We start from the raw sequence: 16,131 nt of genomic DNA on the forward strand, positions 1-16,131 counted from the left end.
TTTGAACATTGCGCCCATTGATTTCTCTTAATCTTGGATGGCGGCAAGCAGAATTTCTTCAATTGATCGATTGCCAAATTCACTAGCGGAAAAGGTATCGACCACATCGAATTTAGCGCCCAATCCCATTAACTCGTCATCCAGGAATTTCAAGAAATTGGTCGCACCCGGATCATCGCCAATTTGGACAAAGGTAATCGCTAGTTGCTCGTCCGATTGCATTTTTTTGGTGGCGGTTACCAGGGATTGGGCGGCGGCGGCTTTGTCGTCTGGTTGCCCGTCCGTGACGATAATCAAGGTGGTGGGCACTTCGGGAACCCACTTTTGCAGCAACACCAAGTTCAACAGTCCAGCCAAGTTAGTTGACCCAAATGGGCGATTTTGGCTAAACAAATTGGCAACGGTTTGAGCGTTAGCGTTGCCATGTTCCTTGACCCCAGAGGCAAAGGTATAAACCTGGATGCCATCGGGATCAAATTGCTCGATCGCCTGGGCCAGTCCAAAGGCTGCTTCGGCAACGGCGGCCCAACGGGTTTGACCGTTCGGCATCTGAATACCCATGGAGCTGGAAGCGTCCACGGCCAAAATATAGTCTCGGGTTAGGTCAGTCATGGTTTCACACAGGCAATTACTTTCCAATATCCTAGATACCGCTAATTCACCCTCATTGATCCCAATTTGCCCTATTGAATTAATGCTGCTTGAATTTTTTGGATCAATCTTTTGGATCAACCTCTTGAATCAATCTTTTGGATCAACCTCTTGAATCGATCTTTTGGATCAACCTCAGATTGCATCCTAGGTATCAATGCTGGCTAACGGCGAAATTGGGCGAGATTTGGCAAGATTTGGATTAACCCCATCTCTGGTGGCTCAATGCTAGCTAGATATCTGTGCCAGGTTGATTGTTAGGTAGCGAATTGTTGGGCAATGAATCGCTAGGGGCTGGATTGTTGGGGGTGGATGGTGAATTGGCGGGGCGATCGGGCGCGGCGGGGCTGGCGGCGGGGCTGGGTGACTCCAGCGGTGTGACCCATTGGAAGTCGATCGCGATTTTTTGGTCACCCACCTTCACTTGGGTCACTTCAATTTCTCGGGTTCCGGCGGCCAGGCGCTGAAAACTATCCGCCAAAAGCTGATTCACAGTGATGATTCGAGGGTCAGCCAAGGTGATGCAGGGGGAATCCACACGGGCAATTTTGGCTTCAAGCAGTTGCCGGGAGCTGGCTTGCAACACAAAATCGAGGCTCCCCGGTTCTAGGCGCTTGTCGGGACAAACGAATTTGCCAAAGGCGCGCACCTGTCCCTCTTGAATTTCAAAGCGATCGATGGTTTCCACAAAGGAAGCGGGATCGCCTTTGAAGCTGATGGGGCTTTGGTTCAGCAGGGTTTCGGAAATTTCGTAGCCGCTGTTAACCACCAAGTTGCCGTTTTGGATGTCGGCTTTGAAGCTGAATCCACAGCCCACCAAGGGCAACAGCAGGGCGATCGCCCCGAGGGTGGGAACGCCGGGCCGTGGCTGGAAACGGACTTGCGATAATCGAGATTGCCTAGCCGATCGATTCACGGCGATCGCCCCTCCCTCTGGGCTGGTTGCGGTGCGGAATGCTGAAGAATGGCTGTTGATCAGCCTGTTCGGTTCCCAACCTAGCGCGATCGCCCTAGGCAGCATCCACACCGGGAACCCGTACCGCATTCATCGGAAATCCGCTGGGGGGTTGATTTTGCCCTGAACAAACTGCCCGATCGCCTCCCTAGGGTTGGGGCGACAGATAGGGCGAGGCGATCGGGGCTTGGCGTTTTTGCCAAACCAAGGCTTGATAGAGCGCCACGGCCACATCCGCGCGGGTTGCTGGCCGCTGGGCATCCAGGCGATCGCGCAAGGGATAGTAAGTGACGAGGTTGCTTTGGCTGGCGGCGGCCACCTTGGGCTGGGCCCAGCGGGCCAGGGCCAAGCCGTCGCCGTAACGCTCCAGTTGCCGTTGGCGATCGGGCGGCTCCGGCAGCGGCAAATTCAGCCCAGAGGCGAGGGTGATATAGAGTTCAAGGCGAGAAATGGGTTGGTCGGGGGCGAATTGTCCATTGGGATAACCGCGCATCAGCCCTAACACAACGGTTCGATCGACAGCGGATTTTGCCCAATGGTCGGCAGCCAAATCCGGGAAGGATAGGGGCGATCGCACCGTGGGCCCCGCCCAGGCATCTCGCAAAATGGCCGCCAATTCAGCCCGGGTCACCGGTTGATCGGGCTTGAAGGAACCATCCTCAAACCCGGCAATAATTTTGTCTTTCCGCAGTTTTTCAATGAAAGGATAGGCCCAATGTTGCCCGTCCACATCCTTAAAGGGCGCGGCCACTGGCTCCGAGGCGGCTGGCGCAAGGGCTGGGGCAACAGACGGCGCAGGGGCGATCGGCTGGGCAGGGGCGGCGGGGATGGGCGCAGGAGCCGCAGGAGCCAGAGTTTGGCTAGCCACCGGGGGAGCCGTGGGGGAGGCGGCTGGGGCCTTGGCGGGCGCGTCGGGTTGGGGCTTCGGGGCGATCGCCCTCGTGGGTTCTTTGCCTGTGCCCTTAGGCGCTTCAGGGGCAACGGGGCGCGATCGCAGCAAGCCCTGCCAACCCACTGGGGTCGATTGGCGACTGGCAAACCACCAGAACAATCCCCCAAAGATTAGCAGGGCCACTAAGACCGCAATCCATTCGTCATTAGTCTCGCGGGCCGATCGCGATCGATCCTCGGGCAAGGGCCCATCCGGCAATTGAGACACGCACCACCTCCAAACTCAGGCCATGGCCGGGGTTGTCATCAACTCGCACCGGAGGCACGAGGTAACCCCGGGGCTTAACCGTTCCCGGCCCCTTGAGGTTCGGTGGCGGCTAAGTCTCCGGACAGCCTAGCAAATGGCCCGCTGGGAGGCAAAATCAGGGCGCGATCGCAGCCGCGCTCCTAGGAGTCCCGCAAGTCCAAGGACTGATGACGACGCTGACGGCTCATTTCATAGAGCGCCATGCCCGCCGCCACCGAAGCATTCAGGCTGGGCGTGTGGCCGCTCATGGGAATGGACATCAACACATCGCAGGTTTTTTGCACCAACAGGCTCAGGCCATCGCCCTCTGCGCCAATCACCAGCACGATCGGGCCCGTGAGGTCTACCTTGTCGATCGGTTCGCTGCCCTCAGCGGCCAAGCCATGGATCCAGAAGCCAGCGGCCTTCAGGGTTTCCAGGGCTTGAACCAGGTTGCCCACCCGCGCGATGTTCAGGTGCTCGATCGCGCCGGCCGCCACCTTCACCACCGTGGAAGTTACGCCCACGGCCCGCCGTTGGGGAATGATGATACCCTTTGCGCCCAAGGCTTCGGCACTGCGGGCGATCGCACCCAAATTGTGCGGATCCGTCACCCCATCGACTGCCACCAACACGGCGCGATCGGTGGCCGCCTTGGCCTTTTCAATCACATCCGCCAAGTCCAAGTAATCGTAGGCCGCCGCCTGGGCTGCCACACCTTGGTGATTGCCCCCATCCGTCAGCCGCGCCAGTTGGCTGTAGGTGGCTTCATCGATGATTGTGCCGTTGGTCTTAGCCGTTTGCAGCAGCCCCATGAACCGGGAATCGTAGCGCAACTGGGGCACGATCCAGAGTTTGTGCAGGGTGCGCTCGCTCTCTAGGGCTGCCAACACCGAATGACGGCCGTAGATGATGTCATTGTTGGTTTCGGCTTCGCCCGTGGTTGGGTTGCCATTTTGGGTATTGCCATCAAAGGCATGGGCAGCGCGATCGCGCCCGCCGAAGTCCCGACCTTGGCCGTCCCGGTGTTGCTCGCGGAACCCATCCCGGCGGCCGCCAAACTTGCCCCCTTCGGGACGGCGACTGAAGGCCGGGCGATCGCCCCCGCGATCGAACCGAGGAGACCGATCCCCCCGTTCACCGCGATCGCTCCGTTCACCACGATCGCCCCGGGGTGAGCCATAGTCACCATCCCGACGCTCATCCCGGTTCCGCTCCGGCCGGTCAGGGCGATCGGGTCGATCGCCAAAGGGCCGGCTGAACTTGCCTTGACCCTTGCCAAATTTCTTGCCCCGGAAGTCTGAACCCTCGCCACCGCGCGAGTCCCGGTTCTCTTCCCGGTTCCAATCGCCCCGAGGGCTAAAGGGTCGATCGCCCCCACGGTTCGGGCGATCGCCATCCCGGCCACGGCGCTCAAAGGACTGGCCGCCCTGACCGCCACCAAAAGGCTTGCGGCCAAAGGATTTACCGCCAAAGTCCCGGGACTCGCCATCACGCTGGCCGGAGCCATAGCCCCGCGATCCTTGCGATCGATCCTGGGATCCCTGCGATCCCTGAGAGCCATAGCCCGATCGACCCTGGGAACCATAACCCGATCGACCTTGGGAGCCATAGCCCGATCGTTGGCCGCCGTAGTCCTTCTTTTCCTTGCCAAAGTCCCGGTCTTTGCCAAAATCCCGGCGCTCGCCCCCGTCATAGTTGCGGCGTTCCCGGTCTTCCCCGGAGAACCCAAAATCATCCGTGCGATCGCGCCGTCCCTCGTAGCGCCCCTTCGAGCCTTCTCCCCCTTGGGAACCTTGATACCGTCCCTTGCCCTGAAACTGTCCGCCCTTAACCGGTTTCCCCGGACGCTCAAACTTGCTGGATTGACCGGCTTGGCCTGCTGAATTACCGGTACGACCCTTACGATACGAAAAATCAGTCATGATGAAGAGTTGCGATCTAAAGTCGCATGAGAGGAAACAGACGGCGACAAATCCAACCGGGCCAACAACTCGGTCAGTCGGGACGGCTGGGTTAGGTAGAGATAACCCACCAAGGTTTCAAAGGCCGTGGCGGCCTGGTATATTCCACCCGCGAGCCGTTTTGGACGCTTATCAGTGGCATTGCGACCGCGCCGAACTATCTCACGTTCAGCCTCGGTCAGGTGGGGCAGCAGCGCCTCTAGATGGCGGGCTTGGGTTTCAGCGCGAACTTGGGCAACCACGCGATCGTGATAGGTGCGGGTGCGTGATTGCGGCAAGAGGTAATAGCAGCGGATGTAAAGTTCGTAAACGGAGTCGCCTAAATAGGCCAAGGCAGCCGGCGACAGACGTTGAATTTCGGCTGCGGGAATTGACGAACTGAGGGGGAGGGGCGATCGCAAGGCCGCGGCGGCTAGCCAGCCTGCTTCGACACTCGGAGAATCCGTCGCGATCGCCGGTTGTAACTCCACAGCCAATCTTAGCCTTGATTCGATTCAGAAACGCGCTTAATCGCCACTTCAACCGAATCCTGGAGCGATAGGAAGCTTTCGAGACGCACGAGTTTAACGGTCTGGGTGACGCGGGGATTCGTCACAATCTGGAAACTACCACCTGCACTCTGGGCCTTTTTCGCCAGTTGCACCAGAGCGCCTAGCCCAGAACTATCTACAAAATCGATATGCGCTAGATCCAGCACCACATGGGGCGGGCCGTCTTCAACATACTGCCCCAGCTTTTTGCGGAACGTGGGTTCCGAAAATGCATCGAGCAGCCCTGTGAGGCGGAACAGTTGACAATCTCCCTTAACTTCGCGCGTGCCTCGTAAGCTGACGGTTAGGGTAAGTTGCTCGGGAATAATGACCTCCTAAGAACACCGTCGCAATCTAGACAACATCCCAATATAAGGATTCCGAGCCTGGTTGTCCACTGAATTTTGTGCGGGTAGCCGCCCGGCTTCCGGGCCTTGGGTTCGTGCGGAAAAGTTTTGGGGAGGGGTTTTGCAGATTATGGGAATTTTTATTTTAGATTTCCAGGGAATCTAAAACTTGGGGATCGAAGAGGGGATCGGAGATCGGAGACCTGGGGATCTCATGACCCAACTGCCCCCAACCGCTGCCAAATCAGAGGCCCCTAAATCCCGATCGCCCGGCGGAAAAAATCGCCCAAATCAGCCCGAGCCACCACCAGACAGGCATTAGAACGTTTGCCATAACTGTCGCCAGGGGTGAGCGGAAAGGGTGGATAGGCTTCTAGGGAAATCCAGGTGGCTCCGGCCGCTTGCAGGATGGGCCAAACGGCGGCAATATCCCAGGCTTTGGGCGTTAGCTCGTAGGCTCCCACCATGCTACCGGTGGCGACGGTGAGCAAGTTGTAGCTAGCCGACCCGATCGCCCGGATTTTGCAACAGAAGGGGCGTGGGGCCCGCTCAATGCTGCGGGTGCAAAAACTGAAGGTTTGGTTGGGGCCCGGGTCGGCGCTGGTGGTTCGGATCGGGCGGCCGTTGCGAAAGGCTCCTGATTCGAGATCCAATCCCGTTTCACCGGGCCAAAAGCCATAACAAGCTTCTTGGGTGGGGGGATAGTACAAGTAGCCAAAGACGGGCCAGCCGCGATAGAGCAGCCCGATCGAAATGCCCCAAACAGGGATGCCGTGGCTGAAATTGGTGGTTCCATCGATCGGGTCAATGATCCAACACCAATCCCGATCGGGCAAATCATGGTTGCCCTCTTCGCTGAGCAAGCCGTGATCGGGAAATCGATCGGCGATCGCCTGGCGCAGGGTGGCATCGGCCCAGGTGTCCGATTGGGTCAGCAAGGTTCCGTCGTCTTTTTCGGTGGTGGCTCGATCGCCCGCAAAGTCCTTCAGCAGTTGCTGACCCGTGCGCTGGGCCAGGTCGGCGGTGAAGGTTAAAACATCAGTCCAAAAGGCGCGATCGATGGCGGTCATGGCAAGAATTAGGCAGCGGAGGGCAAGGGCAGAAGACGTAGGAACGATAATTGCTCGGGGCACGAGCAACACACAGACAGGATAGCGACCGGCGGGCGATCGTCCAATGGCCAACACTGGCCAAGGAATGCGATGGCCATTGGCGGGCGAGCTGGGCATTCGGAGGGCCAGCCATTGGAGGGCCGGGCCGGTGTGGTATTTTTCCTGAGAACCCCACCGGTTCCCAGATGCACGCCCAGATGCACACCCATTGCCACGCACCCGTTGTCGATCTTGCAACCCCCTCCTATGACTGAGCCGACTATTGCGATCGTTGCTGGACTGTTGCCGGTGGGATGCGATCGGGTGGCGGCGGCCCTCGAAGAGTTGGGCTGGCGACCGGTTTCCGTGGAACCCTGGCATCAGGCCGTATTGCGGGCCCAAGGTTTCCAAGAGTCCGGTTGGGTGACGCGGCAACCGGAGCCGGTTTCAGCCCTTTGGATCGATCGCCTGGGGCAGCTTTGTCGCCGCTGGCCCACGGGCCCGGTGGTGGTGGCGGACGCTTTGGCCACCTTGTTTTTGAGTGATTGGCAAACCCAGTTCCCCACCGCTCGGTTTGTGTTGGTGTCCTGTGCCCCTTGGGTGGGCGTTTCGGCCCTGTTTCGGGCGGCGGGCGATCGGGCCCTCGAAGATCCAGAATGGGCCCTGCGGGTTTGGCAAACCTACCACGAGGCGCTGTTGGTGGCCCTTGAGCAATTGGGCGATCGCGCCATTTTGGTGGACTTGGCAGCCGGGGCGGTGGAATGGGGGCCCGAAACCCTGATTTTGCCCGACTGGGAGGCGATCGCCGATGAACGCCAAGCCCTTTTCCAGCATTTTTATCCCACGGCCACCGCCCTTTATCAGCAGCTCAACGCCCGGGCCCTGGCTCCACACCCGCAATTGCCGATCGACCCCAGCGCGCCCACCGATGCCCTCACCTGGTTGCAGGATTGGGCCTTGGCTGAACAGACCCGCGATCGCCAAGGGCAGTTTCGGCAACTGCAACAACAACTGGCCCAACTGCAACCGGCCTTGGCCCAAAGCCAATTTCAACTGGAGCAAACCCGCGCGGATCTCAGTCGCTATCAGGCCCGCGTCCTGACCGCCGAACAGGGGGCGATCGAGGGGCGATTGCAAGTGGATCAGTACCAAGCCCTGATTGGAACCTATGACAGTCGGCTGCAATGCACAGAAGACCTGTTGCAAGCGGCCAATCAAGACCTAGAAAGCCTGCGGGATCAAATCGCCGACCTCCACGAGGAATTGGAACTGGCGGAGTTGGAAGTGAAGCACGGTCGCCAGGCGATCGCCCGGGCCAACGAACTGCGGGATCACGCCAAGGCCCAAATCGCCGCCGCCCAAGATCAGTTTCGGGAGTTGCGATCGCGCCTTGAGGAAACCCGTCGCCTGCTGGACATCATTCGCAGTAGCAAGTTTTGGGCCCTGCGGAATTTTTGGATCAAGCTGAAATACAAACTGCGGCCGCCAGCGGCCGATCACTTTGATCCGGAGCTGTTTGCGCGCACGCTGGTGGCCCTGTCGCAAATTCCCCCGGAACTGGCGATCGCCCCCGATCCGGCGGCCCAACAGTCTGCGATCTATGAGGCCATTAAGCGAGAGTTGCCCAGCCTGGACTTGCGCAAGCCCCACGCTCTCCTGCGACTGTTTGATGCGGCCTACTATCTGGAAACCCAGCCGGATGTGGCCAACTGTCTGCCCAATGCCACCTATAGCCAGGCCTTTACCCACTTTGTGGCCAACGGGGCGACGGAAGGGCGCGACCCCAGCCCCCTCTTCAAAACCCGCTACTACCTGGAAACCTATCCCCAGGTGAAAGCGCGATTGGCGGCCAAGGACTTCAACAGCGCGATCGAACATTTCCTTGAAGTGGGAATGGCGGAGGGGCTGAATCCCAATCCCAACTTTGACAGCGAATTTTATTTGCAAACCTATGGCGACGCGGCCTTGGCGGTGGAACTGGGGCAATATCGCAGCGCCTTTGAGCATTTCCTGTTGGTGGGGGTGCGCGAAGGGCGTTTAGCAGCTCCAGTGAAGGTGCAAAAGGCGGACGATCGCCCGATCGGGATGTTTGCCTTCATCAGCGGCTGCGGCGGTGCGCCTTACCGCTACCGTTGCCTGCACCAGGCGGAGGCCCTGCGCTATTTGGGCTACAGCGTTGAGGTCTACGACATTGCCCAATATCCTTACCGGGAATTGTTGGATCAATACCGAGTGGTGGTGATGCACCGGCCCACCTTCCATCCCAACCTGGAGTCAGCGATCGAGGAAGGGCGAAAACAGGGCGTGCGGTTTGTGTTTGAAACCGATGATTTAGTCTTTGATCCAGATCTGCTCTACCAGTTGGAAGATGCCAACAGCGGCGAAGAGGAACTGCGGCAGGTTTACAAGGAGATGATGCACCAATACCAACGGGCGATCGCCCGGGTGGATGGGGTCAGCACCAGCACTGCCAACTTGAAACGGTCGATCGAACAGCGATTCCCCGGCACTCCCGTGGCGCTGTTGCCCAACCGAGCCAGCGCCGAAATGGAACGGCAAGCGGCCGAAACCCTGGCGGCCAGAACCGATGAGCGCGATCGCTCCGTGGTGCGCCTGGGCTATCTCAGCGGCACCAAAACCCATCAGCGGGACTTTGCAGAATGTGAGGCCGCCTTGCAGGTCATTGCCACCCGCTATCCCCAAGCGCGACTGTTGGTGGTGGGGCATTTGGAACTATCGGCGGACTTTGCGGCAACCTGGGGCGATCGACTAGAGCGGTTGCCGATTTTGCCCTGGGAAAAACTGCCGGAAGTGTATGCCCGTTTGGATATCAACTTGGCTCCCCTAGAGCGCGATCGGGAATTCACCGCCGGGAAGAGCGAGCTGAAATATTTTGAAGCGGCCCTGTTGGCCGTGCCCACGGTGGCCTCCCATTGGGGAACCTATGCGGAAGCCATTCAACCGGGAGTTACGGGGTTCCTGTGTGGTGATTCGGAAGACTGGATCGCCACCTTGGGCCAGTTAATTGAGGATCGGGATTTGCGCGATCGCTTGGGGCAAGCGGCCAACCAAGCGGCCCGCCAGCGCTACCTCACCCGCGCCGCCTTGGGAGAAACCTGGACCGGCTGGCATCACCTGTTAGCCCGATCGATCCCGGAACCCATTGCGCTGACCGTGGCCGTGGTGGTCTCCCTCGCAGCCAGCGACAGCGTGGAGGTCGATCGAATCGCCGCCCTGGCCCGGGCCCTGGATGCCCAAGGCCATGAGGTGCGGCTCGTGGTGCAACCCTTCGGAGCCAGCAGCAGCGGCCAAGTCCATCAGGCCTGTCGTGCTTGGGAAACCCAGTTGCAAGGCAGCGGTGTGCAGGTGTTAGAAGGCCAAACGGGGCTGCCGGCCTTGGATGTGGCCCTGGCCACCGATTGGCGATCGGCCTGTGCGGTGGCCGATTGGGCCAACGTGCGGTTGCGGGTGCGTTTGGTTCAAACCTGGGAAGTGGATTGCGAAGCCCCGGGCACTCTTGAGCGCGAAACGGCCCTCGGTTCCTGTGGGTTGCCGTTGCGGCCGATCGCCCTCGGCCAGGCCCTCGCCGATCGCTGGGAAACGGCCCAGGCCCTGCGAGTGCCGCCCCTGTGGTTAGAAGGCGGATTAACGGCAGACTTTTTGCCCGCCACGCCCAATTGGGTGCGCCACAGCGGCCCCGCCCGATCGATCCTTTGGTTAGACGATCGCGCCGCCGATGCCGACCAGCGATCGGCCACCATTGCCGGGTTAAGCCTCCTGGCCGCCCAGCAACCGGATCTCCAAATTCGCCGCTACGGTTCCCACGCGCCGGAGCCACTGCCCTTTGCTTGCGAGGAACTGGGCTGGCCCGATCGGGCCACCTTGGCCGCCGCGTTGCAAACGGCCCAACTGCACTTGGCCCCCTCAGCCGCCAACAGCGCCCTCCCCACTCTGCAAGCGATCGGCTGCGGTTGTGCGGCCCTGCTGGTGGGCGAAGATTTGCCCCTGCATCCCACCCTTTCCGCCGGGATTCACTACGGCACTGTGCTGCCCGTGGCCGAGTCGATCGCCCAAACCCTGCTGCAACTGACCACCGACGCAGTGTCGCGGGTGAACCTGGCCCAAACGGGACGAGCCACCGTGGAAACCCTCGGCATCGATCGCACTGCCAACGAACTGGAACAACTGCTGCGTCGTCTGCTGTTTTTAGAGTAGGCAATCGCTGAAATTTCGCTATCCTGGGGCCATTGGGACAATTTTGCTCAATCAGGAGTCCAAATAGGAGTCCAAAATGGTTCGTAAAATGGTGATGAGCTGCCGCATTCTCAACATGAAAGATGATCAGGCAGCCAAAGCAAGCGACCTAGCCTATTGGCGCAGTCAACCCGCCGAGGCCCGTTTGGCCGCCCTCGAAGAAATTCGCCGCGAATATCATCAATGGGCCTATGGTTTTGAACCCCGATTTCAGAGAGTTTATCGAGTGCTTAAACGCTAACCAAGTTCGCTATCTCGTTGTGGGTGGCTATGCCGTAGCATTCCATGGACACCCTCGATACACCAAAGATTTAGACATTTGGAACTATGAGCTTATTAGGTAACATCATCTGGCTGATTTTCGGTGGCCTCATCAGTGGGTTGGGCTACATCATCGGCGGCCTCAGCATGTGTTTAACGATTGTGGGAATCCCCTTTGGTCTTCAACAGGTTAAGGTTGGTTTGGCAACCATGACTCCCTTCGGTAAAGAAGTGGTGGCGGTGGAAAATGCCGATAGCCCTTTGCGGGTGATTTTGAATGTGATTTGGGTGTTTTTCTTTGGTTGGGCGATCGCCCTTTCGCATCTGATCCATGGCGTGATTTTGGCGATCACAATCATTGGGTTGCCCTTTGCTAAACAACATTTCAAGCTGTTGGTGATGGCGCTGCTGCCCTTTGGCCGAGAACTCAAGGAAGTGGGGCGTTAATTCAGAAACACCGCAAGGCAAGAATGGTGAATCCTTGGGGCATCATTCTGGGCGGGCCCTGAAGCGATATACTGCTCACGGCATAGGGCTAATCAACAGGTATGGCGATTGCGCGGTTGGCCAGTTGGCCCGGACGAGCTTGGCGGTTGTGGCAACGAGGCGGCCTGGGGGCGATCGCCCAAAAATTGCGCACCAAACTCCGGCGGCGACTGTTGGGAGAACGGGCCCAACTGGCCGCTTGGGATCAATATCGCCGGGGTCTGTCGCCCGAGAATCGACGGCGATTTGCTGATCGAGCGGCGGCCCTGGAAAATCCGCCCCAAATCTCGATTATCATGCCCGTTTACAACACGCCAGAGCGTTGGCTGACGGAAGCGATCGAGTCTGTGCGGGCCCAAATTTATCCCCATTGGGAGCTGTGCATTGCCGATGATCGATCGCCCGATCCCCAGGTGAAGGCCACGCTCGATCGACTCGCGGCCGAGGATTCCCGAATCAAAGTGACCTACCGCGATCTCAATGGGGGAATTTCCGCCGCCTCCAATTCGGCCTTGGCCTTGGCCACCAGCGATTTTGTGGTGCTGATGGATCATGATGATCAACTGCCGGAACATGCCCTGCTGCGGGTGGCGGAAACCATCTTGGCCGATGATCCAGACTTGTTTTATTCCGATGAAGTGCTGGTGACTCCCGAAGGCGAGCCGATCGAGTTTGCCTTTCGGCCGGCCTTTTCGCTGGAGTTGCTGCGATCGCACCCCTACATCGTGCATTTGGTGGGGTTTCGGCGATCTCTCTTGCAGGAAATTGGTGGATTTCGGGAGTTTTTGACCGTTTCCCAGGACTACGACCTCATTTTGCGGGCCTGTGAGCGGGCCAAACGAATTAGCCACATTCCCGAAATTCTTTACCTGTGGCGACAACACCTGACCAGCACCGGCAATCAGCGCCGATCGGATGTGTTGGAGATTTCACGGGCTGTTTTAAGCGAACATTTAGATCGATCGGGCGATCCGGGTGAAGTGCAAACGGGATTTCGGTTTAATTATTTCCGAGTGCGCTATCCTCTCCAGGGCCCCATCCGCATCGCGATTGTGATCCCGACTAAAAATTGCGGAGAGTTGGTTAAACAATGCATTGATAGCATTGCTAAAACCGTGCATCAGGTCGCCTACGAAATTGTTTTGATCGATCACGATTCCAATGATCCGAAATCCATTCGCTATTTTCGATCCCTTAAGGATCAACATCGCGTTTTAAATTATTCTGGCCCTTTTAATTTTTCAGCGATTAATAATTGGGCCGTTGCCCAGTTGCCGCCCGGGCATTTTACCCACTATCTCTTTTGCAATAACGATATTGAGGCGATCGAAGATGGGTGGTTGGAGCGAATGGCAGAATTTGCCCAAAAACCAGACATTGGCATCGTGGGCGCTAAGTTGCTCTATCCTGATCGCTGCTACATCCAACATGCGGGCGTTTGCGTGGGAATGCATGGGATGGCGGAACATTTCGGCAAATTCATGCGGGATTCCTTGCCCTCTGGAGAGGCAGAACCGGGCTACATTGGCGCTCTAATTTCCTGTCGCGAAATGTCCTCGGTCACGGCCGCTTGTTTGCTAATGCGGGCCGATACCTTCGCCAAAATTGGTGGCTATGACGAGTCTTTGGCCGTTGGGTTTGGGGATGTGGATTTGTGTTTGCGGGCCCGAGAAGTGGGTTATCGGGCGGTTTTTTGCGCCGATGCCACCTTGGTTCACCACGAATCCTACACAAGGGGCAAAACCTTTGAAGGGGATCCGCACCCGGAAGATTCCGCCAAGTTTTTTAAACGCTGGAAATCGATGATTCAAGCAACCGATCCCTACTTCAATCCCAATTTGGATATTACGCGCCAAGATTGGGCCATGAAGGAGTTGGAAATTCCCGAAAAACCCCGATCGCGCTGTTACGACACCCAAACCCACCAGTTCCGATCGCTCTAGTAGCATGACAGGCTTAACACATTGGGTCAAAGTCCCGGAGCCAGTCGTGGTAACAAGGGGCTTAAGCCCCTTGCTGCTTAACGATCAGGTGACGGTAGCAGCCACGTCTTTCAGCCCAGCGAATTAAGGCAGCCATGCTACTAGGATAGCCATGGGGGCGATCGCCGGGAGAATTTCCCTCAATCTGATCCCGATCGGGGTAATTTTGGGCAAGGTGTACCTAGAGATCTGACCGATCTGAGAGATCTACAGAGATCTGACCAGCAAAATCTGACCAGCAAAATCTGATCAGCGAGATCTGACTCAGCCCCCTCAATTCCACTTCAAAGGGGCCAGCCCCGAAGCCCCGGTGGCCGATGAGGGTCTGAAGACAGGGTTGCAGACAGGCTCCCGATCGCGGCTGCCCCGATCGCGGCCGTCTTGTGGCATTGGTTGTTTTGTGGCATTGGGTGAACGCGGGTGAACGATCGACCCCAAATTACGGTGGTGTTTGCCATCACCGCTGACGGCAAAATCAGTGATGCGCATGGGTCGCCGGGACGCTTTGGCAGTCCGGCCGATCGCGCGCATTTGGAAAAACAAGTGGCCCAAGCCGATGCGGTGTTGATGGGAGCCGGAACCCTCCGCTCGGAAGGGTTGGCCATGCCGGTTCTGAGTCCAGAACTCATTCAGGGGCGAGTTGGCCAGGGCAAACCTCCGCAACCCACCCAAATTATCTGTTCTGCCTCCGGGGCGATCGACCCTGGCTATGGCTTCTTTCGCCAGGCCGTGCCCCGATGGCTGTTGACCACGGAAGCCGGATCTCGGCAATGGCTCGATCGCTGGTCTGCCTCAGGAGATTCCGAGGATCCATCCCCCCATTCAAAAGCAGCCAATGGATTCGATCGAATCTTGCTCGGCCCGTTGGGCGATCGGGATTTTCAATGGCCCGAAATTCTCGCCCAACTGGCCCAGGAAGGAATCCAACAGCTCGCCGTCTTGGGTGGTGGGAACTTGGTCGGCTCCCTGTTGTCAATGAGAGCGATCGATCACCTGTGGCTGACGGTTTGCCCCCTGTTGGTGGGTGGAGCCGCCGCCCCCACGCCCATGGATGGTGTGGGTTTGCCGCTTCACGGGGCCCAGTGGCTCAATTTGGTCAGTGCCGAAGCCCAAGGCCAAGAAGTGTTCTTGCATTACCAGCGGCGCGACACCGAACCTTAGCGCCCGGTGGGTTTCTGCTTCTTGTTCTGCTGTTTGTTGCCCTTCCCCGAACCCGAGGTTTCCTATGCTTGCCTCTCGCCGTTTCCCCCGTCCCGATCGTTTATTGCAATTTCTGAGTCAATCTCGGAGTCAATTTCTGAGTCAATCTCGGAGCCAATCTCGGAGCCAAACAATCCATTGGCTGTTGGCCCAAACCCTGCGCCATCGCCAGGCAACCCCGCAACCAACCGCGCGATCGGGCTTTACCTTGCTGGAACTGTTGGTGGTGCTGTTGATGGTGACCATTCTGATGGCCATTAGCGCGCCCGTTTGGCTGTCGATGGTGGATGGCCAACGGCTCGGAGCCGCCCAAGACGATGCGTTTCGGGCCCTGCGATCGGCCCAATCCAAAGCCAGACAGCAACGACGACCCTGGGAAGCCTGTTTTCGCACCAACCCAGAGGACAAGCGTGCCATTCAATATTCTGTGCATCCCGCCGTGGGCGCAAAATGCAGCAAAGCCGTTTGGCGGCCCCTGGGAGCCGAAGCATCGACCTATGCCGCGATCGACGGCGGGAAATCAGACTTCACTCGCGACGGCGGGAGTTATGTGGTGCAGTTTAATGGTCGCGGCTGGCTAGCTTCTTCTCAGGACGGCGCGGAATACAAAGGCAATGACGACAATGCTGGGAATCGCATTACCTTCCAGATGGCGGGCCGTCCTGATTTGACCGATCGAAGCTGTGTTTATGTGGAAACCTTGCTGGGTTCCCTGCGAGCCGGGCGCAACGATCGTTGTGACGACTAAGCAACCACTCAGCTACTCAACCACATCACGGGCATATTCTTCATTCACAGCCCGGCGGGGAATGGTGCAAAAACGCTTGACCGTCAGGGCAATTGTCTTTTTAGGAACGCCGCCTTTGAGATAAATGTCATATTCCATGGCCAAGGTTTTTTCGGAAGCAATATAGGCCTTGACCATAATATATTCACTGTTAATGGCATTCACGCACTCCAAACATTGGGCGCGGGTGGCCGTTTCCGCAATGCCAAAAAGAGTCAGCAATCGCACCCGATCCTTGTTCTCGCTCAGGAACACATAGCACTTGATTTCTTCCTGAATCAGAATGTCGCCATCGTCATCGATCGAAACATCCATCAGCGCTTCATCAAAGATGGATTGCAACAGGGCTTTTGAAGCATTATCAGGTGTGACTAGCTCTTCATTCATGATTTTGGCCTGCGATGAATGGATGTGATGATTGTTGTTGGCCGAGTGGTGGTTAAAAG

Annotated in this window: 14 protein-coding genes; 6 read left to right on the forward strand and 8 right to left on the reverse strand. The window is 58.0% G+C overall.

What is annotated here, in order from left to right; translation table 11 throughout:
* Positions 1 to 27 precede the first annotated feature (27 nt).
* The 7 genes from ACZA91_RS15890 to ACZA91_RS15920 form a co-directional block, all read right to left on the reverse strand.
* Complete coding sequence (locus ACZA91_RS15890) at positions 28 to 612, reverse strand: vWA domain-containing protein (RefSeq protein WP_463183327.1); 585 nt, start codon at positions 610 to 612, stop codon at positions 28 to 30.
* Between the two features lie 271 nt (positions 613 to 883).
* Positions 884 to 1,567 carry a hypothetical protein gene (locus tag ACZA91_RS15895; protein ID WP_463183329.1) on the reverse strand — a complete coding sequence of 228 codons (684 nt, stop codon included), beginning with the start codon at positions 1,565 to 1,567 and terminating at the stop codon, positions 884 to 886.
* 187 nt (positions 1,568 to 1,754) lie between these two features.
* Entirely contained in the window at positions 1,755 to 2,765 is a 1,011-nt protein-coding gene (locus ACZA91_RS15900) for an S-layer homology domain-containing protein (RefSeq protein WP_463183332.1), read from the reverse strand.
* A gap of 179 nt (positions 2,766 to 2,944) precedes the next feature.
* Positions 2,945 to 4,708: a 23S rRNA (guanosine(2251)-2'-O)-methyltransferase RlmB gene (gene rlmB, locus ACZA91_RS15905; RefSeq protein WP_190529722.1), complete on the reverse strand. Its 1,764-nt coding sequence runs from the start codon at positions 4,706 to 4,708 to the stop codon at positions 2,945 to 2,947.
* Positions 4,705 to 5,148, reverse strand: coding sequence for a Mini-ribonuclease 3 (locus ACZA91_RS15910; RefSeq protein ID WP_199291639.1), 444 nt, complete (start codon positions 5,146 to 5,148; stop codon positions 4,705 to 4,707). Before ACZA91_RS15910 ends, rlmB begins: the two co-directional genes overlap by 4 nt.
* A 77-nt stretch (positions 5,149 to 5,225) precedes the next feature.
* Positions 5,226 to 5,603, reverse strand: a complete 378-nt coding sequence (locus ACZA91_RS15915; RefSeq protein WP_099534531.1) for an STAS domain-containing protein — start codon at positions 5,601 to 5,603, stop codon at positions 5,226 to 5,228.
* A 275-nt stretch (positions 5,604 to 5,878) separates the two neighbouring features.
* Entirely contained in the window at positions 5,879 to 6,973 is a 1,095-nt protein-coding gene (locus ACZA91_RS15920) for an inositol monophosphatase family protein (RefSeq protein ID WP_463183335.1), read from the reverse strand.
* Positions 6,974 to 6,982: 9 nt separating this feature from the next.
* Between ACZA91_RS15920 and ACZA91_RS15925 the strand changes: the two genes are divergently transcribed.
* The 6 genes from ACZA91_RS15925 to ACZA91_RS15950 all read left to right on the forward strand — a co-directional run bounded on the left by ACZA91_RS15925 (position 6,983) and on the right by ACZA91_RS15950 (position 15,646).
* Positions 6,983 to 10,930: a glycosyltransferase gene (locus tag ACZA91_RS15925; protein ID WP_463183338.1), complete on the forward strand. Its 3,948-nt coding sequence runs from the start codon at positions 6,983 to 6,985 to the stop codon at positions 10,928 to 10,930.
* A 76-nt stretch (positions 10,931 to 11,006) separates the two neighbouring features.
* Positions 11,007 to 11,210 (forward strand): hypothetical protein, encoded by a 204-nt coding sequence (locus ACZA91_RS15930; RefSeq protein ID WP_199291641.1) that lies wholly within the window; start codon positions 11,007 to 11,009, stop codon positions 11,208 to 11,210.
* Between the two features lie 86 nt (positions 11,211 to 11,296).
* Entirely contained in the window at positions 11,297 to 11,677 is a 381-nt protein-coding gene (locus ACZA91_RS15935; RefSeq protein WP_099532221.1) for a YccF domain-containing protein, read from the forward strand.
* 101 nt (positions 11,678 to 11,778) lie between these two features.
* Entirely contained in the window at positions 11,779 to 13,659 is a 1,881-nt protein-coding gene (locus tag ACZA91_RS15940) for a glycosyltransferase family 2 protein (RefSeq protein ID WP_463183341.1), read from the forward strand.
* 459 nt (positions 13,660 to 14,118) lie between these two features.
* A complete protein-coding gene (locus tag ACZA91_RS15945; protein ID WP_463183343.1) occupies positions 14,119 to 14,859 on the forward strand; it encodes a RibD family protein in 741 nt (246 codons plus the stop codon).
* A 64-nt stretch (positions 14,860 to 14,923) separates the two neighbouring features.
* Positions 14,924 to 15,646 (forward strand): prepilin-type N-terminal cleavage/methylation domain-containing protein, encoded by a 723-nt coding sequence (locus ACZA91_RS15950; protein WP_463183345.1) that lies wholly within the window; start codon positions 14,924 to 14,926, stop codon positions 15,644 to 15,646.
* A gap of 12 nt (positions 15,647 to 15,658) precedes the next feature.
* Here ACZA91_RS15950 and ACZA91_RS15955 read toward each other — a convergent pair whose 3' ends face one another.
* Positions 15,659 to 16,072 carry a YbjN domain-containing protein gene (locus ACZA91_RS15955; protein WP_158234344.1) on the reverse strand — a complete coding sequence of 138 codons (414 nt, stop codon included), beginning with the start codon at positions 16,070 to 16,072 and terminating at the stop codon, positions 15,659 to 15,661.
* Positions 16,073 to 16,131 lie beyond the last annotated feature (59 nt).

The organism is Limnothrix sp. CMB-01, from assembly GCF_055193175.1.